Origin of the sequence: Blautia sp. HCP3S3_H10_2 (assembly GCF_052122375.1) — a bacterium.
Lineage (GTDB): Bacteria > Bacillota > Clostridia > Lachnospirales > Lachnospiraceae > Blautia_A.
In genome coordinates this window covers 1-26184 of record NZ_JBQKCL010000015.1, presented here as the reverse complement: position 1 = coordinate 26184, position 26184 = coordinate 1, and the positions used below count along the sequence as shown (strand labels likewise).

The window sequence follows — 26184 nt, the reverse complement described above, 5'->3', positions numbered from 1 at the left end:
TATGCTTGGATTTTATGATTATACGGTGGTGCTTACTTACATAAGCCTTGCCATTTCAGTTTTTGGGATGACGAGAGCACTTGCAGGAGATTTTAAGGTTGCGATTTTATGTCTGGCCTTGTCCGGACTTTGTGATATGTTTGATGGGAAGATTGCCCGCACGAAGAAGAACCGCACGGAAGATGAGAAAAAATTTGGAATTCAGATTGATTCCCTGTGCGATGTGGTATGCTTTGGGGTATTTCCGGCAATGATCTGTTATTGCCTGGGAATGAACCATGTGCCTGGAGTTATTATTCTCTGCCTGTACTGCGTGGCGTCTGTGATCCGTCTGGCTTATTTTAACGTAATGGAAGAAAAAAGACAGAATGAGACATCGGAGCTGCGGCAGTATTATCAGGGGCTGCCGATTACATCCATGGCAATTATCCTTCCTTTTCTTTACCTGCTTCGCAGAGGCTGCGGAAAAAATTTCTTAATGGTGATCCATGTAGCTGTGGTAGTAGTCGGGGTTCTTTTTATCAGTGATTTCAAGGTGAAAAAACCGCAGAATCCCATGGTGATCCTTATGGTTGCACTTGTGGCCCTGGCACTTTCCATGATGTTCCATCTGCTTTAAGGAGAGACTATGAAGTATATAGACAGAAAGGGAAATATAACAATTGAAGATAATGGGCAGGACAAATTCCTGCGCCATCTTTATAATGACCGGGGTGGCCGCCTTTGCCTGAAGGTGCTTATCCAGCCGTTTGTTACGAAGCTGGGGGGCTGGTTTTTAAATACCAGACTTTCCGCCTTCATGGTGCCAGGATTTGTAGAACACAACCGTATTGACCTGTCTGTCTGTACCAGGCAGAAGTTTTACTCTTACAATGATTTTTTTACCAGAAGATTAAAAGAAGGACAGCGCCCTGTGGCAGAGGATGAGAGCGTACTGGTCAGTCCGTGTGATGGAAAGGTTACAGTGAGCAGAATCGGAAGCGATTCCCGCTTTTTTATAAAAGATACACCGTATACCTTAGAACGGCTTCTTGGTAACCCGAAACTGGCAGGACATTATCTTGGCGGTTACGCTGTGATCCTGCGTCTGACCGTAGATGATTACCATCATTACTGTTATGTGGCAGATGGCTGGAAGTCTCCGGCAGTTAGAATTCCGGGGGTTTTTCATACAGTCAATCCTGCTGCAAACGAGGTGTATCCAATCTATCATGAGAACACGCGGGAATACTGTTTGTTAAAGACCGAAAAGTTTGGCACCATTACCATGATGGAAGTGGGAGCTATGATGGTTGGAAAGATCACCAACCTGGACCAGGATGCCTGCCAGGTGAAGAAGGGCGCAGAAAAAGGTTATTTTGAATTTGGAGGTTCGACCATTGTACTGCTGATCCAGAATGGAAAGGTGAGACTGGATGCAGATCTGATAGAAAACTCAGAAAATGGATATGAAACAATTGTGAGAATGGGTGAGAGAATTGGCAAATCTAAATTATCAAAAAGAGCTTGAAAAATTAATTTTGCAGCAGCAAAAAGAGGGGAAAGTTCCAAGGCTTTTCCTTCATGCCTGCTGTGCACCATGCAGCAGTTATGTCCTGGAATATCTTTCCAGGTTTTTTTCTATTACAGTGTTTTTTTATAATCCCAATATTTCCCCTAAGGAGGAATATGAGAAAAGAGTGGAAGAAATCCGCAGGCTGATCAGTGAGATGAAGTTTCTCCATCCGGTAACCCTGGTAGAGGGTGAGTACAGGCCAGAAGATTTTTATGCCATGGCCAGAGGAATGGAGGATGTGCCGGAAGGCGGAGAGCGGTGTTTTAAATGTTACCGGCTCAGAATGGAAGCTGCAGCCAGATTAGCCAGGGAAGGCGGATATGATTATTTTACCACCACTCTTTCCATCAGCCCTCTTAAAAATGCGGCAAAGATTAACGAGATCGGACAGGAACTTGCCGGAATTTATAAGGTGGAGCATCTGCCGTCTGATTTTAAGAAAAAGAACGGGTATAAGCGTTCTATTGAGCTTTCCCATGAATATGGATTATACCGGCAGAATTATTGCGGATGTGTGTTTTCCAGGCGGGAAAGATTGAAGCAGGAGAGCATGGAATAGCCAAAGTCCTATGGAAATACTCTTTGCAATTGGGAAAAAGTGTGTTAAACTAGCACTTGATTGTAGTAAAGTCAGAAAGAATTTGCAAAGTATCAGAGAGTACCGTGGTATTTCGAAGATGAAACAGGAGAACTCTGGGAAAATTTGCAGGAAATGAGGAAAAACATATGGCACAGCTTTGGGGCGGACGTTTCACCAAAGAAACCGATAAACTGGTTTATAATTTTAATGCGTCCATTTCATTTGATCAGAAATTTTATGAGCAGGATATCCGTGGAAGCAAGGCTCATGTGAAAATGCTTGCTAAGCAGGGAATCCTTACCGAAGAAGAGCGCGACCAGATCCTGGAGGGATTGGAAGGTATTCTGGCCGATGTGAAAGCAGGGAAGCTTGCGATTACGTCAGAGTATGAAGATATTCACAGCTTTGTGGAGGCGAACCTGATCGACCGCATCGGAGACCCGGGAAAGAAACTCCACACAGGAAGAAGCCGTAATGACCAGGTGGCGCTGGATATGAAGCTTTATGTACGAGATGAGATCGATGCCATTGACCAGGAGGTGAAATCTCTTCTTGAAGCACTTCAGAAGATCATGGAGGAAAATGTGCATACTTATATGCCTGGTTTTACCCATCTTCAGAAGGCACAGCCGGTTACCCTGGCACATCATGTAGGTGCATATTTTGAAATGTTCCGCCGGGACAGAAGCCGCCTTTTTGATATCCGTAAGAGGATGAATACCTGCCCGCTTGGCGCAGGAGCTCTTGCAGGAACTACCTATCCCCTTGACCGGGAGTATACGGCACAGCTTCTGGACTTTGATGAGCCGACCAGAAATAGTATGGATTCGGTATCAGACAGAGATTATGTGATTGAGCTGTTATCCGCACTTTCTACGATTATGATGCATCTCAGCCGTTTTTCAGAAGAGATTATTCTCTGGAATTCCAATGAGTACCGTTTTGTGGAAATAGATGACGCGTACAGCACCGGAAGCAGTATTATGCCACAGAAGAAGAATCCGGATATTGCAGAGCTGGTAAGAGGAAAGACCGGACGTGTATATGGTGCGCTGACTTCTATGCTGACCACCATGAAAGGAATCCCGCTTGCATACAATAAGGATATGCAGGAGGATAAAGAGCTTACATTTGATGCTATCGATACAGTGAAGGGATGTCTGGCTCTGTTTACAGGTATGGTATCCACTATGCAGTTTAATAAAACAAATATGGAAGCAAGTGCCAAGAATGGATTTACCAATGCAACAGACGCTGCAGATTATCTGGTGAACCATGGAGTGCCATTCCGTGATGCACATGGAATTGTAGGCCAGCTGGTCCTGAAATGCATTGATAAGGGAATTTCCCTGGATGAGCTGTCTCTTGACGAATATAAAGAGATCAGTCCGGTGTTTGAGAAGGATATTTATGAAGCGATCAGCATGAAGACTTGTGTGGAAAAACGAATTACGCTTGGGGCACCAGGGCCGGATGTAATGGAAAAAGTCATTGCAGGCAATAAAAAATATCTGGAAGAGAATTAATTTTATTGTTATTGTCTCTGAATAGTGATATTTTATTACTTTAATTTGATAAAATTTAAGAAAGTACTTGCATTTTTTACATACTTGTTATAGTATGTCATAGAAATACACATGTACGCAGAGGAAAGAATGAGGAGAATTGTTATGAGTGAAAAACTTAGAGTCGGTATTTTAGGTGCTACCGGAATGGTAGGTCAGAGATTTATTTCCCTGTTAGAGAACCATCCATGGTTCGAGGTCGTAACTGTTGCGGCAAGCCCGAGAAGTGCAGGAAAGACATATGAAGAGGCTGTTGGCGGCAGATGGAAAATGGATACACCAATGCCGGAAGCTGTGAAGAAGCTTGTGGTTATGAATGTTAATGAAGTGGAGAAGGTTGCGTCCACTGTTGACTTTGTATTTTCTGCTGTAGATATGTCCAAGGATGAGATTAAAGCAATCGAGGAAGCTTATGCGAAGACAGAGACACCGGTTGTTTCCAATAACAGTGCTCACAGATGGACCCCGGATGTGCCGATGGTAATCCCGGAGATCAATCCGGAGCATTTTGAAGTGATCAAATACCAGAAAGAACGTCTTGGAACAAAGAGAGGTTTTATCGCTGTTAAACCAAACTGCTCTATTCAGAGCTACGCACCAGCTCTTACTGCATGGAGAGAGTTTGAACCATATGAAGTAGTTGCCACTACATACCAGGCAATTTCCGGTGCCGGAAAAACATTCAAGGACTGGCCAGAAATGGAACACAATATTATTCCATATATCGGTGGTGAGGAAGAGAAGAGTGAGAAAGAGCCACTTCGTATCTGGGGTAAAGTTGAGGATGGTGTGATCGTTCCTGCAAAAGAGCCGGTTATCACATGCCAGTGTGTCCGTGTGCCGATCCTGAATGGACATACAGCAGCTGCATTCGTGAAATTTAGAAAGAAACCAACCAAAGAGCAGCTTGTAAAAGCACTTGTAGAGTTTAAGGGCATTCCGCAGGAGCTGAATCTTCCAAGTGCACCGAAGCAGTTTATCCAGTATCTTGAAGAGGATAACCGTCCACAGATTACAGAGGATGTTAACTTTGAAAATGGAATGGGTGTATCAATCGGAAGACTTCGTGAGGACACTGTTTATGACTGGAAATTTATTGGCCTTTCCCATAATACGGTAAGAGGCGCTGCTGGCGGTGCTGTGCTTTGTGCAGAGACACTGAAGGCCCAGGGATATATCCAGGCAAAGTAATTAGAAGAAACAACAGGCTGCAGAGCTGATTATTTTAGAAGGAGGAATGTTGTCGGAGACGGTAGCATTCTTCCTTCTGACGTTTGGCCAGACGACGATTTGCTGAATAGGTTGGATAGACGACCAAAATTGAAAACTGACCGTTTACGGAAAAGATGATTCATGCTACAATGAGTGACACAAGGAAATATTCCAGGAGAAAGAGCAGGAGGTGAATCTATGAGTGACAGAGAGCGGATCCGCTTAACCAAGTATTCCCATACATCTGGCTGAGCAGCGAAAGTTGGTCCGGGGACCCTTGCCCAGGTTCTGGGTAAGTTGCCTAAGTTTTATGATAACAATTTACTTGTAGGGACAGAGTCTTCCGATGATGCGGCTGTATATCGGATCGCAGATGAACTGGCAATGATCCAGACGGTGGATTTCTTTACGCCAATCGTGGATGATCCTTATACCTTTGGACAGATCGCAGCAGCGAATGCATTAAGCGACGTATATGCCATGGGCGGAGAGCCGAAGCTTGCATTAAACATTGCTGCATTTCCTAATTGCCTTGATCCGGAAATCCTGGGCGAGATTCTGCGGGGCGGCGCAGATAAAGTGCTGGAGGCTGGTGCCACACTTGCAGGAGGTCATACCATTCAGGATGATGAACCGAAATATGGATTATGTGTTACCGGATTTGTGAATCCTGCGCATATGTGGAAGAATGTTGGTGCGGTAACCGGTGATGTGCTGATCCTTACGAAACCACTTGGAACAGGAATCCTTTCTACAGCGGTAAAAGGGGAGATGGCTTCCGCAGAAGAAACTGCCTATGCCGCTATGGTAATGTCAACTCTGAATAAATATGCCAGGAATCAAGTGGCAGATCTTCGGATTCATGCCTGCACCGATGTAACTGGCTTCGGACTTGCGGGACATGCCCTTGAGATGGCCAGAGGAAGTGACAGGACTTTTTGTATTTCGCTTAGTTCTCTTCCGGTGATGAAGGGAGCACTTGATTATGCTTCTATGGGATTTCTTCCGGCTGGTGCATACCGTAACCGGGAATTCGCAGAGGAAGCCTGTGAGTTTGCATGGAAGGATACAGAAAGCACCCAGGATGTGATAGTAGAGCTGTCTGCACGGGAGGATATTTTATTTGATCCACAGACCTCAGGAGGGCTTCTTCTGAGTATAGATCCTTTGGATGCCACAGAGGCAGTTAGACGATTGTCATCCCTGTCTCTCCCATGTGCTGTTATCGGAAGTGTAATAGATATACAAAAGAAACACCTTGCTTTTGTGAAATAACTCCTAATTGATAAAAAAATATCACTTTCTATTGTGAAAAATACATCAAAGTGCTATAATGAGTAAAAACAAAGTGGAGGTGTTTTTTATGAATTATGAAGATGTGCAAAAGGTTTCGAACGCAGCCAAAAACAAAATCGGTCTGCTGAACGGCAATTCCCTGAAGTACTTCCTTCGGGCTGTAATGGCTGGCTTTTTTATCGATGTGGCAGTTATTTACAGCAATGTTATCGGAAGTGTATTTTCAGGATCAGATCCGGCATGGGGAAAATTCCTGGGAGCCATGGTGTTCTCCATTGCAGTTCTTCTGATCAGCCTGGTTGGCGGTGAGCTGTTTACCGGCAATAATATGGTAATGGCATTTGGCGCCTTCGATAAGAGTGTATCCTGGGGGGATGCAGGCAAGGTATGGCTGGTAAGCTACCTTGGAAATTTTGTCGGATGTCTGATTTTTGGCCTGTTCTTTGTATGGGCAGGGGCGTCTGGCACTGGCGATTATTTCGCAGGCTTTATCAATAACAAACTGACGATCCCGATGGGACAGATGTTTTTCCGGGCAGTACTTTGTAATTTCTTTGTATGTCTGGGTGTGCTTTGCGGAATTAAGCTGAAAAGTGAAACCGGAAAGTTCCTTATGATCGTAATGTGTATTTCAGCATTCGTTTTCAGCGGATTTGAGCACTGCATTGCAAATATGGGAATTTTCGTAGTAAGCCTTGGTCTGGTAGATGGCCTTTCCATTGGTCTCATGCTGAAGAGTATGTTGATCGTTACCCTTGGAAATATGGTGGGAGGTGCTCTTTTACTGGCATGGCCATTAAGAAAGATGAGTGCAGATAAATAATATGTCAAAAGCTTTATACATAGCCGAGAAGCCAAGTGTGGCCCAGGAATTTGCTAAAGCTTTGAAATCAGGCGGTGCAAGACGGGATGGTTATATCGAGTCAGATACCTGCGTGGTGACCTGGTGTGTAGGACATCTGGTCACCATGAGCTATCCCGAGAAATATGATATGAAGTATAAAAGGTGGAGTTTAGATACCCTGCCTTTTTTGCCGCGTGATTTTAAATACGAAGTGATTCCTGGTGTAGAAAAACAGTTTCAGATTGTGAAAGGGCTTCTCAACAGGCCAGATATAGATACCATTTATGTGTGTACCGACTCCGGACGTGAAGGAGAATATATATACCGTCTGGTAGCCCAGATGGCAGGAGTGAAAGACAAAACACAGAAACGTGTGTGGATTGACTCCCAGACGGAAGAAGAGATTCTCCGCGGTATCCGCGAGGCAAAGGATATTTCTGAGTATGATAATCTTGCCGCAGCTGCTTATTTGCGGGCAAAAGAAGATTATCTGATGGGAATAAATTTTTCCCGTGTATTGACTTTACGGTATGGAAATAGTGTAACCAATTATCTTGGAGGAAAATATCAGGCGATTTCCGTTGGACGTGTCATGACCTGTGTGCTTGGGATGGTAGTCCGCCGGGAACGTGAAATACGTGCGTTTGTGAAAACGCCATTTTACAGAGTGGTGAGCAGTATTGCTCTTGAGGGAGAAAACTTTGAAGGAGAGTGGAGAGCTGTAGAGGGCAGCCGTTATTTCCAGTCCCCTGTTTTATATAAAGAAAATGGTTTTAAGAAAAAAGAAGACGCAGAGAAGCTGATCAGTGATTTAAGTGTACAGCAGCCGCTGACTTGTACGGTAGAGAAGATAGAGCGGAAGAAGGAGAATAAGAATCCGCCTCTTTTATTTAACCTGGCAGAGCTACAGAACGTCTGTTCCAAACTGTTCAAGATAAGCCCGGATGAGACGCTTTCTATTGTTCAGGAATTATATGAGAAAAAACTGGTTACCTATCCAAGAACAGATGCCAGGGTTTTGTCCACCGCTGTTGCCAAGGAAATCTATAAAAACATTTCCGGGCTGCGGAACTATGCCCAGGCCGGAGATGCTGCCCAGGGCGCCTTGGAACTTGGGGCATATAAAAATATTGCAAAGACCCGTTATACCAATGATAAACAGATCACGGACCATTATGCGATCATTCCTACTGGTCAGGGACTTAATGCGCTCCGTGGACTTTCACTGACTGCCCAGCGAGTATATGAAACGATCGTAAGACGTTTCCTGAGCATTTTTTATCCGCCAGCTGTTTACCAGAAAGTAAGCCTTGTGACGAAAATGCAGAATGAAGCTTTCTTTTCTTCATTTAAAGTTTTATTAAGTGAGGGATATCTGAAAATAGCGTCCAATTCTTTTGCCAAAAAGAATATGGCAGATACCGGGAAATCTTCTGAAGGAGATCCTGAAGGTGAAGTTTCCTGTGATGAAGCGTTACTGGCTGCATTGCAGAAACTGAAAAAGGGTGATATACTGAATATCACTGGTCTAGGTATTAAGGAAGGGGAGACATCCCCGCCGAAGCGGTATAATTCCGGATCCATGATCCTGGCAATGGAGAATGCAGGTCAGTTGATCGAGGATGAGGATCTTCGCTCCCAGATCAAGGGAAGTGGAATCGGTACCAGTGCGACCAGGGCTGAGATATTGAAGAAGCTATTTAATATACGGTATTTATCCCTGAATAAGAAAACACAGGTGATTACGCCCACACTTCAGGGAGAGATGATTTACGACGTGGTGAATTGTTCCATACGGCAGCTGCTGAATCCGGAGCTGACCGCCAGCTGGGAGAAGGGACTTACCTACGTGGCAGAGGGATCTATTACAGAGCAGGAATATATGGATAAACTAGAACGCTTTGTAAGGCTTCGGACCAAGCAGGTAGAAGACAGCAATTTTCAATACGCGTTGCGGCAGTTTTTTGATGCGGCTGCACAATATTATAAGAAACCGGAGAAAACGGCTGGTGTGAGAGCAGGCACTGCATCAAAAGGCGGTAAAGCGTGAGAACTTGAAACATATAAAATGAGGAGGATGTATGATGTTAAAAGATTTTACTATTGCAAATATGCTGGACATGACACAGACCATCGCAGGAGAACTTTTTGAGGGAAAAACCTACCCGTGGGAAGTTCTTCCGGAAATTGGTGATTTCATTGTAAAATTAGGAAAGACTCTTGACCCGGCAGAGTATGATTATCTGGAAGGCGATATCTGGATCGCAAAATCTGCGAAGGTCGCACCTACAGCCTGTATCAATGGCCCAGCCATTATTGGAAAGAATACAGAGGTGCGTCATTGTGCTTTTATCCGTGGCAAGGCACTTGTTGGAGAGGGCTGTGTAGTAGGTAATTCCACAGAGCTTAAGAATGTTGTTCTTTTTAATAATGTTCAGGTTCCGCATTATAACTATGTTGGAGATGCAGTGCTTGGCTATAAATCCCATATGGGGGCAGGTTCTATCTGCTCAAATGTAAAATCTGATAAGAAGCTTGTTGTTGTGAAAGATGGCGGGGAGAAAATCGAGACAGGGCTTAAGAAATTTGGTGCCATGCTTGCAGACCATGTGGAGGTCGGCTGTGGTTCCGTGCTGAATCCTGGAACAGTGATCGGAAGAAATACCAATATATACCCACTTTCACCGGTACGTGGATGCGTACCAGCAAACAGCATCTACAAGAACAAAGATGAGATTGTGGCGAAACAGTAATAAATTACTTGCATGTGTGTAAGAAAATAAAAGATCTGATGTATATAAAAATGTCCTGACGAAATTGTAGTCAGGACATTTTTAGTGAAAAGAATTGTGCAGCTGGCATATTTTTAAGAATTTTTGCTTTCAAGCATAGGTCAGATTCCAAACCAGAACTTTCGAATTATAGTCAATATGGCAATATGTAACGGATAAAAAGCATAGAAAAAATATTTTGCCCATTTTCCCTGGATAAAACCCCGTTTACCGTTGTACATATTAAGGGAAAGGAAAGCGAAGCAGGCCTTCCACTCATAAATCAGCCAGCAGCTTCCGATCACAGCCTGGGCTGGCTTATACTGGTGGAGCCAGTACATGATCAGAAGAAATACATATCCTTTGTATCCATAATCTGCCTTGAGATAATAGGAAACGGCCAGAAGCAGAAGCATACAAATAAGCTGCATGGTTGCATTTTCTTTAAAATGTTCGATGAGGCAGAAGGCAAGGTATCCAAGGAATAAGGTGAAAAATACATTCTGCTTATCTGGAAACAGAAGAGTACCGTTTTGTGCAAAATTCCACGGAATTTCGGAGATACATGCAAAAATCAGAAGATTTCTTCCGTACTTAAACCGGTTATGTGTGTGGAAAAAACCTTCTACCAGCAGAAAACAGAAAATCGGAAATGCTGCGCGTCCCACGTCACGCATGATCCGGTATAAAGAATAATTGGTACTGCCTATTTGAAATAAGGGGCTGTTTGAGGGGGTGTAATACCGCAAAAGAAAAGAAGCAGTGTGGTCAATAAGCATTATGATCATGGCCAGTACTTTCAGGGCGCTTCCGCTTAAAATACGGAATTTTTCCGGTAAAAAGGATGTTGAAACGGGTGTTGTCATATTCAAAACCTCCTGTTATATTTTCGTGGTGATTTCCTGAAGGGACATGTCTGCTCGGGAAATCACCATGAATGAAAGGTGATTGTTCCGTGCCTTTGGCGCTCCCGCACAGGAACTGCATAATAAATGGACTGTATTTTGCCAGATTGACGTTGCATAACGACGATCTGTTTTAGTTTACCATGAAAACAAAATCCGCACAATAGAAGTCCCATAAATGGTACCGACAAGTTTTTCGTATTTTTTGCAAAATATGACTAGACGAAACGGAGATTTTGTGAGAAAATAACACTAGGTTGTTAGGTCTTTAACAACGATTAAGTAATCAACACTGAAAGGAGTCTTAAAATGATTTACACTACTGAAGTTGAAAACATGTGCCCAGTAGCTAAGGGTGCAAAACATGAGCCAGCTCCGATTCCGGAAGAAGGCCAGTGGGTCCATGCAAAGAAAATTGAAGATATCTCTGGTTTTACACATGGTGTAGGCTGGTGTGCTCCTCAGCAGGGTGCCTGTAAGCTGTCCTTAAATGTTAAGAATGGTGTAATCGAGGAAGCCCTTATCGAGACAATCGGATGCTCCGGTATGACACATTCTGCAGCTATGGCAGCAGAGGTTCTTCAGGGTAAGACAATTCTTGAAGCATTAAATACAGACCTTGTATGTGATGCAATCAATACAGCAATGAGAGAACTGTTCCTTCAGATCGTTTACGGACGTACACAGAGTGCATTCTCTGATGACGGTCTTGCTGTAGGTGCAGGTCTTGAGGACCTTGGTAAAGGTCTTCGTTCCCAGGTTGGTACAATGTACGCTACCAAGGAAAAAGGAGTTCGTTATCTGGAAATGGCAGAGGGCTATGTAACAGGTATCGCTCTTGACGAAGACAACGAAGTAATCGGATATCAGTTCGTTTCCCTTGGAAAAATGACTGACTTTATCAAAAAAGGTGATGATCCTAACACCGCATGGGAAAAAGCAAAAGGTCAGTATGGCCGTGTAGCTGATGCTGTTAAGATTATTGACCCAAGAAAAGAGTAAGCCACAAGCGAAAGGAGACGAACAGAAATGGCATTATTTGAAGGATATGAGAGAAGAATTGCCCAGATCAATTCTGTATTAAATAGCTATGGAATCAGCTCCATCGAAGAAGCTGAGAAAATCACAAAAGACGCTGGTCTTGATGTTTATGACCAGGTTAAGAAAATTCAGCCGATCTGCTTTGAGAACGCTGCATGGGCTTACACAGTAGGCGCTGCAATCGCAATCAAGAAAGGCTGCAGAAGAGCTGCTGACGCTGCTGCTGCAATCGGAGAAGGACTTCAGGCTTTCTGTATTCCAGGATCCGTTGCTGACCACAGAAAAGTAGGTCTTGGACATGGTAACCTTGGTAAAATGCTTCTTGAGGAAGAGACAGAGTGCTTCTGCTTCTTAGCAGGTCATGAGTCCTTCGCAGCTGCTGAGGGTGCTATCGGTATCGCTGAGAAAGCAAACAAAGTACGTCAGAAACCATTACGTGTTATCCTGAACGGACTTGGAAAAGATGCTGCTCAGATCATTTCCCGTATCAACGGATTTACATTTGTTGAGACAAAATATGATTACAAAGAAGCTAAATTAAATGTAATCTATGAGAAACCATATTCAAACGGACTTCGTGCTACTGTTAAATGCTACGGTGCAGATGACGTTCAGGAAGGTGTTGCTATCATGCATCACGAGAACGTTGGCGTTTCCATCACTGGTAACTCCACTAACCCGACACGTTTCCAGCATCCGGTTGCAGGTACATACAAGAAAGAATGTATCGAGCAGGGCAAGAAATACTTCTCCGTTGCTTCCGGCGGTGGTACAGGACGTACCCTTCACCCAGATAACATGGCAGCAGGTCCTGCTTCCTATGGTATGACAGATACTATGGGACGTATGCATTCTGACGCACAGTTCGCTGGATCTTCTTCCGTACCGGCTCACGTTGAGATGATGGGTCTTATCGGAATGGGTAATAACCCAATGGTTGGTGCTACTGTTGCTGTAGCTGTTTCTGTTGAGGAAGCTGCTAAGGCTGGTAAGTTCTAATTAATAGATAAAAAAGCATATTATATCATATAAAAACAAGGCACTTTCACCAAAAATGGAAGTGCTTTTGTTTTGCCCACAAAGTTAACACGGAGGGCTTGCCTCATAAACTATTCTTATTTTTGGCCCTTTTAGGATTGACTTTTATAATGCCTGGACTTACTATGAGGTTATGAATCTTCTTCAATGAGAAGACTTAGTAAACCGTGAAGCGCATCTTAAAAAGGGAGGTATGCGGAATGAAAAAGTCAACATGGAAAGAAAGAATCAGTAAGTTTTTGGCAATTGTGCTTGTCTTTGGAATTGTATTGAGTTGTACTAATATTGAACAGGCACAAGCTGCATCTAAGAAAAAGACTTATTATTATGGTACTGTGCTTAACAGAACAAAAGGCGGTAGAAAATATGGCTCTTGGCAGCCGGGAACTAAGAAAGTGACATATACCAGTAAGTCTATTACATTCTATGGTTCTTTTATGAAGAGCACAAAAGCATCCTTACAGTTCAATAAAAAGAATTTTGTGAAATATGGTAAAAAGACATTCAAGTTAACATCTAAGACAAAATATTACTGGACGGATGAATATGGAAAAATCCCAGCAAAAAAATACGAAGCATTGAGATGCTGCAAGAGCTTAAATGGACTTATGGTAGCTCTTAAAGTAACAAATGGAAAGGTTGTATCATTAACGTTTTATTCATAATGGGAATTAGAGGATCAGAGATGGTCCTCTTTTTTGCGCTCTGCTACCTGATTGGAAAATAGGCTGATAATTTGGAGATTGTCGCTATTGGGCGTTAAAAAATATATAGCTACCCATATCGAAACAGATAATGAATTACAATTTGGGCGGACGTGAGAGAATATTAAATACGCCAATGTCTGATATAGGCAATTACGGCTCAACAAATTTACAATCAAAAAAGAGGCAGAGGCTGCTGCTTATTGTAATTCACAAACCCATCAAATCTCTATCACAATTTTATCACAGATTCCAGGTATATTAATAATCAAACAAAGGCGATAACCTTTTTCATCGTATAGATTAATTTTCTTTTTCATACTAGCCAGGGCTTTTTATCAGTCCTGGCCCTCCTTTTTTATAAAGCAAAAATCTGATGCTGATTCTACGCTTCTATATCCAGCTTTACGTTAAAATAATAATCCAGATAGAAAATCATGAATAATTAATACAACGTTCTGACCAGCGTTGCGAATGGTGTTTTGAAATGGATATTCCGTTGACGAAAAGAGGATTCTATGGTAAAACTTTACTATGCCGAAACATTACAGGAGGTTGACCGAAAATGGCAAAAGAAGCAAAAACAAACGCAATGAGAATGCTTGACAGACAGAAAGTAAAATACGAAACTCTGGCTTATGAGTGTGATGAATTTATTGATGGAATACACTGTGCGGACATTACAGGAGCACCATATGAACAGTCCTTTAAGACTTTGGTCATGGAAGGAAAAAGCGGTGGCTATTACGTCTTTGTAGTCCCTATTGAAAAAGAAGTAGATCGTAAAGCGGCTGCGAAAGCAGTTGGGGAAAAAACGGTAGACATGATCCATGTAAAAGATATTACAAAGATTACAGGATATGTCCGGGGAGGATGCAGCCCGATAGGAATGAAGAAACCATTTCCTACTGTTTTTGATGCATCAGCCGGAAATTTCCAAGAGATATACATAAGCGGAGGGAGAATTGGACTGACGCTAAAAGTTCCTGTTGCAGATTTGCTGAAGGTGACGAATGGTAAGCTGGCAGAGATAACAGCAGTGGAACAGTAAGCAAGGATTACAGGTAATGTTAGCGTATATGATATAATATACATACAAACAGGAAATGCCGTGTTAAAAGCTTCTTTTGAATATGCGAGGATGAAGCTAAAGCTGTCATACATGTGATATTTCCTAAATGCGAAGCAGATTTAATTATGTGAAGGAATAAGTCCCATAGGGGATAGTAAGGAGGCTTTATGAAAGAAGGAAAGAGATTTAAGAAACTGCTGCTTGGATTGGCTGCAGCTGCCATGACTGTAATGTGTGCCATGCCGGTATCCGCGGCAACCAGATCATTTAGCACATCAGTAAAGAAGGGCGAATGCATCCATATTGTAAATGAAAACATCAGTGGAAATGCTATTAGTAATTACATTTTAAGCATTACACCGAAGACTTCTGGAACCAGATATGATATAGTGTATGCGTACAGTGGGGAAGCGCTGGCACTTAAGAATTGCCGTAAGGCTTCTGGTAACATTAAGAATTCTACCTATTTTAAAGCAAATAAGACTGCAAATAGGGGAATCATTGCATGTATTAAAGCTGTTTCAGGCTCAGTTGATGTGAAGGTAACCATTACTTCTAAGAATTCCAAGGCATCGGTCAAGAAAAGCATTATGAAAAATCATAGCCCGCTGAAATCCTTTAAAGTAACAAAGGGCAGGAAACTGTGGCTGAAACGAAATGGCAGCAACATTACGACATTGCCCGTGGTTATTGCCGCGCAGAGTGGTACGGCCATTAAAAGAACATTGACTAAGACTTCTTACGAAACATATAATTTTAAAAGCAGCAGTGTTTTGCTTAGAAGATATGTAAATAATAAGCGGAAACTAAATAAGAACCGTTCTTATTCTTCCACATATGGAAAAACCAGATACTATTCATTCCTTGTTCCAGCGAATTCAAAGGGAACAGCCTATACAGGAGAAATGGCAACGACAAAAGGAACGGTCACCTATTATTATCCGGCAGATTATCTGAATGTTGTTGGAGGCTGGAGTTATACATCTAAAGCAAAATGAATATGAAATAATGGCGGGAAATGCCATTTGGTAAAAAAAACAGGAGAAGATTCTGCGTAGAATCATTCTCCTGTTTTTTGGTGTGAAAATATCCGCGCTAGCAGACTTTCCTGTTTAGTTATCCTGTGCGTCTTCCTCTGTGATTTCAAAGACATGACGCTTTTTAGCCATCTCATCGCTTGCGAGATATTCGTCATAAGTGGTGATCTTGTCGATCATTGTACCATTTGGAAGGATTTCCATGATACGGTTAGCGGTTGTCTGAACAAACTGATGATCATGGGAGGTGAAAAGAATTACGCCTGGGAATTTGATCAGACCATTATTCAATGCAGTGATGGATTCCATATCCAGGTGGTTGGTTGGCTCGTCCAGAATCAGGATATTGGCACCGGAAATCATCATCTTTGAAAGAAGACAACGAACCTTCTCGCCTCCGGAAAGAACGCGGACACGTTTTACACCGTCTTCGCCTGGGAAAAGCATACGTCCAAGGAACCCTCTTACGTAAGTCGCATCCTTAATCTCAGAATACTGTGTCAGCCAGTCGGTGATAGTAAGATCGTTATCAAACTCCTGTGTATTGTCTTTTGGAAAATAAGCCTGTGTAGTGGTGATTCCCCATTTATAATTACCCTCATCTGGTTCCATTTCGCCAGTGATGATCTTGAAGAAGGTTGTGATAGCCTGTTCATTAGCGCCAACGAATGCAACCTTATCTTCACGGCCAAGAGTGAAGGAAATATTATCCAGAACCTTAACACCGTCAATTGTTTTGGAAAGATTTTCTACCATGAGAACTTCATTTCCAATCTCGCGGTTCGGGCGGAAATCAATATATGGATACTTACGGCTGGAAGGACGCATATCATCCAGCTGGATCTTTTCAAGAGCACGCTTACGGGAAGTGGCCTGCTTGGATTTGGAAGCGTTAGCACTGAAACGGGAAATAAATTCCTGCAGCTCTTTGATCTTTTCTTCTTTTTTCTTATTGGCTTCTTTCATCTGCTTGATAAGAAGCTGACTGGATTCATACCAGAAATCATAGTTGCCGGCATACAGCTGGATTTTTCCATAATCAATATCAGCAGTCTGTGTACATACCTTGTTCAGGAAGTAACGGTCATGGGAAACCACGATGACAGTGTTGTCAAAATTGATCAGGAATTCCTCAAGCCATTCAATTGCCGGGAGATCCAGATGGTTGGTAGGCTCGTCGAGAAGCAGGATATCCGGATTGCCAAAGAGAGCCTGGGCAAGAAGTACCTTAACCTTCATACTACCAGTAAGGTCTGCCATCTGTGCATAGTGGAATTCGGTGTCGATTCCAAGACCGTTCAGAAGAGTAGCAGCATCGGATTCGGCCTCCCATCCATTCATTTCTGCAAACTCACCTTCCAGTTCACTGGCACGGATACCATCTTCATCGGTAAAATCTTCTTTTGCATAAATGGCTTCTTTTTCCTTCATGATCTCATAAAGGCGAAGATTTCCCATGATAACAGTATCAAGAACAGTATAAGCATCATATTTGAAGTGATCCTGCTGTAAAAAAGAAAGACGCTGGCCTGGTGTGATCACAATGTCTCCTTTTGTTGGCTCAAGCTGACCGGAAAGAATCTTAAGAAAAGTAGATTTTCCGGCACCGTTAGCTCCGATAAGACCGTAGCAGTTCCCTTCTGTAAATTTAATATTAACATCTTCGAAAAGAGCTTTCTTTCCAACTCGCAAAGTAATATTGTTTGCTGAAATCATATTTTCCTCCTATTAAATACCTTGTCCTTATGAAACACACATAATAATAAGTATAGCCGATTTTCATTTTATCGTAAACTGGCAAATTTGCAACAATTATTTCTGGTTTTTCCACTCTTTTACAGCATAAACATGCAGAAAGGTGACAAAATCATAAAACCTTGTACTTTACAAAAAAAATCACCGCTGTTATAATTTCAAAATACGATGCCTGAAGGAATATTATAGCTGCAAATGCAGACCTGCAGGAGAATTTTTTTGAACTTGACTGGAGGACAGAGAATGCCGAAAAAGCAGATCTATTTAACTGGATTTATGGGAACAGGGAAAAGTACGATTTTAAATTGTCTGCATGAGCTTTGTGGTTATCAGAAAGTGGAGATGGATGAACAGATCGTTTTAGAACAGGGAATGAGCATTTCTGATATTTTTGCAGAAAAAGGGGAAGAATGTTTCCGGAATATGGAGTCGGAGCTTGTGAAAAGAATATCCGCCATGGATAATGTGGTGGTATCGTGCGGGGGCGGAACCGTTATGCGACAGTGTAATGTGGATGAAATGAAGAAGAATGGAATAATCGTACTTTTGACAGCGGAGCCGCAGACGATTTACGAGAGAGTAAAGAATAGTCATAACAGGCCGCTTCTGGAGAAAAATATGAATCCAGAGTACATTGCCAGTTTGATGGAAGCAAGACGACAGAAGTATGAAGCTGCTGCAGACTTTGTTGTGAAAACAGACAATCGGACAGCGGAAGAAATATGCCTGGAGATAAATAAACATCTCGAAACGTACGATAATTCAAAAAAAGATGTGAAATTAATGTTAAAAAAATTAAAAAACTGTTGAAAAGATAATTGGAAATTGATATACTTTAAACAACTTGGGAGGGAAAGATAAAAGGGACATCATATAATTTTTAGTATGATTTGTGTCTAGTAAGGAGAAAGGTTACGGATATGTTTATTACGAGAGAATGCGATTATGCAGCAAGAGTTCTTCGGGCACTGTCAGGGAAGACCCGCCTTAGCGTTAATGAAATCTGCGAGAGGGAATCTATTACCGCTCCCTTTGCCTATAAGATTCTTAAAAAGCTTCAAAAAGCCGGTATTGTGAAAGGATACCGTGGAGTACATGGGGGATATGCTTTGAATAGAGCACTTACAGAGCTTACATTGTTTGACGTATACAGTTCTATTGATCCGGATATGTTTATTATTGAATGTATGGCATCTGGTTATGAATGTCCCACAGATGGACGGGGAGATCATCTTCCGTGCTATATGCATAGAGAACTTTGCGAGATTCAAAAGGGTGTCTGGGAAATGCTTAAGAGAAAATCCCTTCAGGAAGTTCTTGTACCGGAAATGTAATAAAGAGCATGATCATAAATAATAGAAAGATAATTACAGATAGTTTGTGAGAAAACAGGTCAGTCAGACTCTATAAAAGAGTTTTGGCTGGCTTTTTTTGCTACGCTACGATGGTAGAAGTTGAAGGCTTTTGATAACTTTTGTATGTGATAATGTACAAAAAACAAAATGGACATCATTGGAAGATTATGCTATAATGTCATATGGACTTTTAGACACATGTTGTCTAGAAATATTATTTTCATCAAACCTTTAAGGAGGAAAAACAAACTATGGCAAGAAAGATGAAAACCATGGATGGTAACCATGCAGCCGCTCATGCATCATACGCTTTTTCTGATGTAGCTGCAATTTACCCGATCACCCCTTCATCTGTTATGGCTGAGGCTACAGACGAGTGGGCAACCCAGGGAAGAAAGAACATCTTTGGACAGGAAGTACAGGTAACAGAGATGCAGTCTGAGGCTGGTGCTGCTGGTGCAGTACACGGATCTCTTGCAGCTGGTGCCCTTACTACTACCTATACAGCATCCCAGGGTCTGTTACTGATGATCCCGAACCTTTATAAAATCGCTGGAGAGCAGCTCCCGGGCGTATTTAACGTATCCGCTCGTGCACTTGCTTCCCATGCACTTTCCATTTTCGGAGATCATTCCGACGTTATGGCCTGTCGTCAGACCGGTTGTGCAATGCTGTGTGAATCTTCCGTACAGGAAGTTATGGACCTTACTCCGGTAGCACATCTTGCAGCAATCAAAGGTAAAGTTCCATTCATCAACTTCTTCGATGGATTCCGTACATCCCATGAGATCCAGAAAATCGAGACATGGGATTATGAAGACCTGAAAGATATGGCAGATATGGATGCTATCCAGGCATTCCGTGATCACGCACTGAATCCAAACCATCCATGTCAGAGAGGTTCCGCTCAGAACCCGGATATCTTCTTCCAGGCAAGAGAGGCATGTAATCCATACTATGATGCTCTTCCGGCAGTAGTACAGGAGTACATGGACAAAGTTAACGCTAAGATCGGTACCGATTATAAACTGTTTAACTACTATGGAGCTGCAGACGCAGAGCACGTTATCGTAGCTATGGGTTCTGTAAATGATACAATCGAGGAGACAATCGATTATTTAATGGCAGCTGGCAGAAAAGTTGGTGTTGTTAAAGTTCGTCTTTACAGACCATTCTGTGCACAGGCTCTTATCGATGCTATTCCTGAGACAGTTAAACAGATCACAGTTCTTGACAGAACAAAAGAGCCAGGAGCTCAGGGCGAGCCTCTGTATCTTGATGTGGTTGCTGCACTTAAGAACAGCAAATTTGACGGCGTTAAGATCTTTACCGGACGTTATGGACTTGGTTCCAAAGATACAACACCGGCTCAGATCGTAGCTGTATATGACAATACTGAGAAAGAGAAATTTACTCTTGGTATCGTTGATGATGTTACAAACCTTTCCCTTGAGACAGGCGCTCCGCTTGTAACTACTCCAGAGGGAACAACAAACTGTAAGTTCTGGGGACTCGGTGCTGATGGTACTGTAGGTGCTAACAAGAACTCCATCAAGATCATCGGTGACAATACAGATATGTACGCTCAGGCATACTTTGATTATGACTCCAAGAAGTCCGGTGGTGTTACAATGTCCCACCTTCGTTTTGGTAAGAAACCGATCAAATCTACATACCTGATCCACAAAGCAAACTTTGTAGCCTGCCACAATCCGTCCTATGTTAATAAATATAACATGGTACAGGAGCTGGTTGACGGTGGTACATTCCTTCTGAACTGTGCTTGGGATATGGAAGGACTTGAGAAACATCTTCCAGGACAGGTGAAGGCATTCATCGCTAACCATGGTATCAAATTCTACACCATCGACGGTGTTAAGATCGGTATCGAGACTGGCATGGGACCAACACGTATCAACACAATCCTTCAGTCCGCATTCTTCAAACTTACCGGAATCATTCCGGAAGATCAGGCTATTGATTTGATGAAGGCTGCTGCTAAAGCAACATACGGACGTAAAGGTGATGATGTTGTTCAGAAGAACTGGGCTGCTATCGATGCTGGTGCTAAACAGGTTGTTGAGATCCAGGTTCCAGAAAGCTGGAAGAACGCTGCTGACGAAGGTCTGCACATGACTCATGCTACAGAGGGACGTCAGGAAGTTGTTGATTTCGTTAACAACATTCAGGCTAAAGTTAATGCACAGGAAGGTAACACACTGCCTGTATCTGCATTTAAAGATTATGTTGATGGTACCACACCATCTGGTGCAGCTGCATACGAGAAACGTGGTATCGCTGTAAATATTCCTGTATGGAATCCGGAAAACTGTATCCAGTGTAACAGATGTGCATATGTCTGCCCACACGCAGTTATCCGTCCGGTAGCTCTTACAGAGGAAGAGGCTGCTAAAGCTCCAGAAGGAATCAAAACATTACCAATGACTGGTATGAAAGAGTATCAGTTTACTATGACTGTATCCGCTCTTGACTGTACAGGATGTGGTTCCTGTGCAAATGTCTGCCCAGGTAAGAAAGGTGCGAAAGCCCTTGCTATGGAAAACCTTGAGGCAAACATGGGAGAGCAGAAATACTTTGATTATGGTGTAACTCTTCCGGTTAAAGAAGACGTTATCGCTAAATTCAAAGAGACAACTGTTAAGGGAAGCCAGTTCAAACAGCCACTTCTTGAGTTCTCAGGAGCTTGTGCTGGATGTGGTGAGACACCTTACGCAAAACTGATCACCCAGCTGTTTGGTGACAGAATGTACATTGCAAATGCTACAGGATGTTCCTCTATCTGGGGTAACTCTTCACCTTCTACACCATATACCGTAAATGCTAAGGGTCAGGGTCCTGCATGGGGCAACTCCTTATTCGAGGATAATGCTGAGTTTGGTTATGGTATGCTTCTTGCTCAGAAAGCTATCCGTGATGGCCTGAAAGCAAAAGTTGAAGATGTTGTAGCTAATGGAAATAACGACGATGTTAAAGCTGCTGGTCAGGAATGGCTGGATACTTTCGCATGTGGTGCTACCAATGGTGCAGCAACCGAGAAATTAGTTGCAGCTCTTGAGGCTTGCGGATGCGACAAAGCAAAAGACATCCTTGCACAGAAAGACTTCCTCGCTAAGAAATCCCAGTGGATCTTCGGTGGTGACGGATGGGCTTATGATATCGGATTCGGTGGTGTTGACCATGTTCTTGCAAGTGGACGTGATATCAACGTTATGGTATTCGATACAGAGGTTTATTCTAATACAGGTGGACAGTCTTCCAAGTCTACACCTACAGGTGCAATCGCACAGTTTGCAGCTGGTGGTAAAGAGACCAAGAAGAAAGATATGGCTTCTATCGCAATGAGCTATGGTTATGTATATGTTGCTCAGATTTCCATGGGTGCTGACTTCAACCAGGCAATCAAAGCTATTGCAGAGGCAGAGGCTTATCCGGGACCATCACTTATCATCGCATACGCTCCATGTATCAACCATGGTATCAAGAAGGGTATGTCCAAAGCTCAGACAGAGGAAGAGCTTGCTGTTAAGTGTGGATACTGGCATAACTTCCGCTTCAATCCAGCTGCTGAAGGAAACAAGTTCAGCCTTGATTCCAAAGCACCGGATATGACAGATTATCAGGAGTTCTTAAATGGTGAGGTTCGTTATAACTCCTTACAGCGTCAGAATCCTGAAAAAGCTGCAAGATTGTTCGCTAAGAACCAGTCTGAGGCTAAGGCAAGATATGAGTATCTGCAGAAGCTGATCACTCTGTACGGAACAGAGGAATAAGATTTATCCGCGGCAGGTCCGCATTATAAATATAGAGTATAAGCGTGTAGCGCTTATCGTGTCGTAGCGTAAAGTAAGCCTGCGATACCGTCTGAATAGCCGGTATTGCAGGCTTTTCTTGTTCTCTTGGTAAATGAAAGATAATATTCGGTTATATTTTGAATGGAAACAATAACCAAAAGGTTAATACTGAATAACTAAACGGGACTTCTGAATAAGATATTTATTTTATATAATAAAATTACGGAAAGATAGATGGCCATTTATCCCTAATAAAAGAGAACAGGAGAGAAAAAGAAAATGCTGGAACTTAACTGGAGTGATGTCATAAGCACTCTCACCCAGATCAAATGGTATCTGATTGCAATCGGGATTATTATAGGCGTTGCAATCATTGCTATGATTGCATGTTTAAAACTTGTAAAAACAAAGAAGTACATAATCCGTACCCAGGCTTTTGTGGCTATGGTAGTAGGCGTCACTATTGTTGTAAACCTGATTTGTACAGGACCTTTGTATACATTGCTTTCTCTTGCATCTGGTACAGGGGTATTGACTGAAGAAAGTATAACAACAGCCGAAAAACTGGCACAGGAAATAGCAGAAGAAGGAATTGTTCTTTTAAAAAACGAAAATCGTGCACTTCCTTTATCTGACAATAAGAATCTGAATGTATTTGGATGGGCTTCTACAAATCCCTGCTATGGTGGAACCGGTTCAGGAGCTTTGAATGACAATTACCACATTGTAAATCTTTTGGAGGGTCTGTCAAATGCAGGATTCAAAACCAATACAGAGCTTTCTGATTTTTATAAGAGTTACAGAGAAGATCGCCCGGTAATCGGAATGTTTGATCAGGACTGGACACTTCCGGAACCGCCGGTATCTGACTATTCAGACAGTCTTATAGAAGATGCAAAAGAGTTTTCACCAAATGCTGTGGTCGTGCTCACCCGTGCCGGTGGAGAGCAGACGGATCTTCCAAGAGATGTGTCTTCTGTAACTTATACGAATAACTCGGAAGATTATGAAGATTTTCCAGAAGGAACTCATTATCTGGAGCCAAGTCAGAGTGAAAAAGATATGATTGATCTTGTATGCCGGAATTTTGACAATGTTATTCTGGTTTACAACGGTGCAAATACAATGGAATTGAATGTTGCAGATCAATACGACCAGATCAAAAGCGTGATCTGGTGTCCTGGAACAGGCCAGAATGGATTTAATGCCTTAGGAGAAATACTTTCCGGAGATATCAACCCATCTGCGAAAACAGCAGATACCTTTGTGAAAGATCTGACAGTGGCTCCAAGCTGGAACAATTTTGGCGATTTTCAGTATGATAACATGGATGAGTTTAAAATCTCTGACAGTGATCCATATGTACCTGGAACCGTACCACATTTTGTAAATTATACAGAGGGCATTTATGTGGGATATAAGTTTTATGAAACGGCATCCCGGGAAGGTCTGTTTGATTATAATGATGCAGTTCAGTATCCGTTTGGCTATGGCCTTAGTTATACAACCTTTGAACAGAAAATGGATCAATTGAAACAGATGAAAATGGAAATATCAGTTTCGATGTTAATGTGACAAACACAGGTGATGTGGCAGGCAAAGATGTTGTGGAAGTATACTACAATCCTCCATATATCAATGGAGGAATCGAAAAAGCTTCTGCTAATCTGATTGCTTATGAAAAAACAGATTTGCTGGAGCCAGGCGCTTCTCAGAAGGTAACCATTTCCTTTACCGCTGAAGATATGGCGTCTTATGATGAAAGCGGAAATGGACATTATGTCCTGGAGGCTGGAAATTACGAAATTTCTATTAATTCTGATTCTCATAATCAGATTGATTCCCAGATATACAGAGTAACGGATGATATTGTTTATGATGAAAATAGTTCCAGATCTACCGATAAGGCTGCTGCAAAAAATCAGTTTGATTTTGCAAGAGGAAACCTGACCTATCTGTCAAGAGAAGATGGCTTTGCAAACTATAGAGAAGCTTTGGCTGCACCGACTACTTATAGTATGCCTGATGATGACAAGGTTATGTTTGTAAATAACTCGAACTTTGAGCCAGAGGAAGACACCAGTGTAACCATGCCGACAACTGGGGCTAAGAATGATATTACTATTCTGGAGCTTCGCGGCGCTGATTATGATGATGAAAAATGGAATGATCTTCTTGACAATCTTACGATTGACGAGATGGTTGACATGATTGCTCTTGGTGGGTATCAGACTGCACCTGCGAAGAGTATCGATAAAATCGCTACTACAGATTTGGATGGTCCGGCTTCTTTGAATAACAACTTTACAGGTGTTGGTTCTATTGGCTTCCCGGCTGAAGTTATGCTGGCAAACAGCTGGAATGTAGAACTGGCATATGAATTTGGAGAAACTATTGGCATGATGGCAGATGATATGAATGTATCTGGATGGTATGCGCCGGCAATGAATATTCACCGCTCTGCATTTGGCGGACGTGATTTCGAGTATTATTCAGAAGATCCGCTCCTTTCTGGAAAATTTGCAGCAAATGCAGTAGAAGGTGCAAAAAGCAGAGGAGTCTATGCATATATCAAGCATTTTGCACTGAATGACCAGGAAACAAACCGTTGGGAAATGATTTGTGTATGGGCAAATGAGCAGGCAATCCGTGAACTTTATCTGAAACCATTTGAGATTGCAGTAAAAGAAGGCGGGGCAACTGCACTTATGTCTTCTTACAACTATATTGGTACACAATGGGCGGGGTCTAGTGCGCCTCTTCTGATTAATGTGCTCAGAAACGAGTGGGGATTCAAAGGAGCTGTCATTACAGATTATTTCGCAGATTTCGGATATATGGATGCTACCCGTTCTATTTACAATGGCGGTTCAAGCTGTCTGATCAACCGTGATGTAACTACGAACTATATTACCGATACTAAAAATCCGGTAACCGTTTCCCATATGCGTGATGCATGCCACGACATTCTTTATACAGCTGTAAACAGTCGGGGATTTGAGGAAGAGAATCTGACTTCAGGACCAATGATCTGGCAGATCATTCTTGTTGTAGTTGATGTCGTACTCGCAGTATTACTGATTCTCTTTGAAGTATTTATAGTGCGTAATGGGTACAAAAAACGTAAAAGCATGGTAATAAAGGTGTCTGAAGCTACACAAGGGGAAAGTAACGAATAACAAATAAGGCTATATAACATATCTCCATAAAAAGGCGCGTGAAAAATGAATTTTCATTTTTTATGCGCCTTTGCGATATTATAAAAACAAAATGCACAAAAAATATAAACTTTTTTGTAAAAAATGCTTGACGATTCCTTGCGACAGTGGTATAGTAAACAAGCTGTCACAAGGAATTGCTTCTGAAACACTGAAAAATAAAACAGTTTTCAGAAAATTTAAATTAACTATTGACAATCGACTGAACTTATGATAAAGTAACCAAGTCGCTTGAACAGAACGACAGAAACAAACAACTTTAGATATGATCTTGAGAAACTCAAAAACTTTTGAAAAAAGTTCTTGACAAGCCTTGAAAGATATGATAAAGTAAACAAGCTGTCGCAAAGAGATGACAGCGAACAACCTTGATAACTAAACAGTGAAACACATACGATTCTCGAAAATTTCTTTATACAATTCA

The 26184-nt window shown here is 42.2% G+C and carries 19 protein-coding genes and 1 pseudogene; 18 read left to right on the top strand and 2 right to left on the bottom strand.

Going from position 1 to position 26184, the window contains the following annotated elements:
• Nucleotide 1 precedes the first annotated feature (1 nt).
• From ACTQWB_RS14900 to ACTQWB_RS14860, 9 genes are all read left to right on the top strand, one after another.
• Nucleotides 2-619, top strand: a complete 618-nt coding sequence (locus ACTQWB_RS14900) for a CDP-alcohol phosphatidyltransferase family protein (protein WP_441502303.1) — start codon at nt 2-4, stop codon at nt 617-619.
• A gap of 9 nt (nt 620-628) precedes the next feature.
• On the top strand, nt 629-1510 hold the full coding sequence (locus ACTQWB_RS14895) for a phosphatidylserine decarboxylase (protein WP_441502286.1): 882 nt from the start codon (nt 629-631) through the stop codon (nt 1508-1510).
• Complete coding sequence (locus tag ACTQWB_RS14890; RefSeq protein WP_441502287.1) at nt 1479-2114, top strand: epoxyqueuosine reductase QueH; 636 nt, start codon at nt 1479-1481, stop codon at nt 2112-2114. The genes ACTQWB_RS14895 and ACTQWB_RS14890 overlap by 32 nt, the downstream gene beginning before the upstream one ends.
• Nucleotides 2115-2281: 167 nt before the next feature.
• A complete protein-coding gene (argH, locus tag ACTQWB_RS14885; protein WP_441502288.1) occupies nt 2282-3661 on the top strand; it encodes an argininosuccinate lyase in 1380 nt (459 codons plus the stop codon).
• Between the two features lie 144 nt (nt 3662-3805).
• On the top strand, nt 3806-4891 hold the full coding sequence (asd, locus tag ACTQWB_RS14880) for an aspartate-semialdehyde dehydrogenase (RefSeq protein ID WP_441502289.1): 1086 nt from the start codon (nt 3806-3808) through the stop codon (nt 4889-4891).
• A 219-nt stretch (nt 4892-5110) separates the two neighbouring features.
• Nucleotides 5111-6187, top strand: a complete 1077-nt coding sequence (selD, locus tag ACTQWB_RS14875) for a selenide, water dikinase SelD (protein WP_441502290.1) — start codon at nt 5111-5113, stop codon at nt 6185-6187.
• Between the two features lie 88 nt (nt 6188-6275).
• Nucleotides 6276-7031, top strand: a complete 756-nt coding sequence (locus tag ACTQWB_RS14870; protein WP_441502291.1) for a formate/nitrite transporter family protein — start codon at nt 6276-6278, stop codon at nt 7029-7031.
• Nucleotide 7032: 1 nt separating this feature from the next.
• Nucleotides 7033-9102 (top strand): DNA topoisomerase, encoded by a 2070-nt coding sequence (locus tag ACTQWB_RS14865; protein ID WP_441502292.1) that lies wholly within the window; start codon nt 7033-7035, stop codon nt 9100-9102.
• Between the two features lie 34 nt (nt 9103-9136).
• A complete protein-coding gene (locus ACTQWB_RS14860) occupies nt 9137-9805 on the top strand; it encodes an acyltransferase (RefSeq protein WP_441502304.1) in 669 nt (222 codons plus the stop codon).
• 140 nt (nt 9806-9945) lie between these two features.
• On the opposite strand, the gene ACTQWB_RS14855 is transcribed toward ACTQWB_RS14860, so the two are convergent.
• On the bottom strand, nt 9946-10689 hold the full coding sequence (locus ACTQWB_RS14855) for a TraX family protein (protein ID WP_441502293.1): 744 nt from the start codon (nt 10687-10689) through the stop codon (nt 9946-9948).
• A gap of 348 nt (nt 10690-11037) precedes the next feature.
• Here ACTQWB_RS14855 and ACTQWB_RS14850 point away from each other — a divergent pair, with 348 nt between their 5' ends.
• The 5 genes from ACTQWB_RS14850 (at nt 11038) to ACTQWB_RS14830 (ending at nt 15581) form a co-directional block, all read left to right on the top strand.
• Complete coding sequence (locus ACTQWB_RS14850) at nt 11038-11730, top strand: iron-sulfur cluster assembly scaffold protein (protein WP_118581434.1); 693 nt, start codon at nt 11038-11040, stop codon at nt 11728-11730.
• A gap of 27 nt (nt 11731-11757) precedes the next feature.
• Entirely contained in the window at nt 11758-12768 is a 1011-nt protein-coding gene (locus ACTQWB_RS14845) for a GGGtGRT protein (protein WP_441502294.1), read from the top strand.
• Nucleotides 12769-13007: 239 nt separating this feature from the next.
• Entirely contained in the window at nt 13008-13472 is a 465-nt protein-coding gene (locus ACTQWB_RS14840; protein WP_441502295.1) for a hypothetical protein, read from the top strand.
• A 604-nt stretch (nt 13473-14076) separates the two neighbouring features.
• Complete coding sequence (gene ybaK / locus ACTQWB_RS14835; protein WP_441502296.1) at nt 14077-14562, top strand: Cys-tRNA(Pro) deacylase; 486 nt, start codon at nt 14077-14079, stop codon at nt 14560-14562.
• 188 nt (nt 14563-14750) lie between these two features.
• Nucleotides 14751-15581, top strand: a complete 831-nt coding sequence (locus ACTQWB_RS14830; RefSeq protein ID WP_441502297.1) for a hypothetical protein — start codon at nt 14751-14753, stop codon at nt 15579-15581.
• Nucleotides 15582-15695: 114 nt separating this feature from the next.
• On the opposite strand, the gene ACTQWB_RS14825 is transcribed toward ACTQWB_RS14830, so the two are convergent.
• A complete protein-coding gene (locus ACTQWB_RS14825; RefSeq protein WP_118581462.1) occupies nt 15696-17336 on the bottom strand; it encodes an ABC-F family ATP-binding cassette domain-containing protein in 1641 nt (546 codons plus the stop codon).
• Nucleotides 17337-17618: 282 nt separating this feature from the next.
• Here ACTQWB_RS14825 and ACTQWB_RS14820 point away from each other — a divergent pair, with 282 nt between their 5' ends.
• The 4 genes and pseudogenes from ACTQWB_RS14820 (at nt 17619) to ACTQWB_RS14805 (ending at nt 25721) form a co-directional block, all read left to right on the top strand.
• The gene (locus ACTQWB_RS14820; protein WP_441502298.1) at nt 17619-18185 is read left to right on the top strand and encodes a shikimate kinase; all 567 of its coding nucleotides are present in this window, start codon (nt 17619-17621) and stop codon (nt 18183-18185) included.
• A 110-nt stretch (nt 18186-18295) separates the two neighbouring features.
• Complete coding sequence (locus tag ACTQWB_RS14815) at nt 18296-18709, top strand: RrF2 family transcriptional regulator (protein ID WP_441502299.1); 414 nt, start codon at nt 18296-18298, stop codon at nt 18707-18709.
• 272 nt (nt 18710-18981) lie between these two features.
• Nucleotides 18982-22521 carry a pyruvate:ferredoxin (flavodoxin) oxidoreductase gene (nifJ, locus tag ACTQWB_RS14810; protein ID WP_441502300.1) on the top strand — a complete coding sequence of 1180 codons (3540 nt, stop codon included), beginning with the start codon at nt 18982-18984 and terminating at the stop codon, nt 22519-22521.
• Nucleotides 22522-22821: 300 nt separating this feature from the next.
• A pseudogene (locus tag ACTQWB_RS14805) lies at nt 22822-25721 on the top strand (glycoside hydrolase family 3 N-terminal domain-containing protein).
• Nucleotides 25722-26184 lie beyond the last annotated feature (463 nt).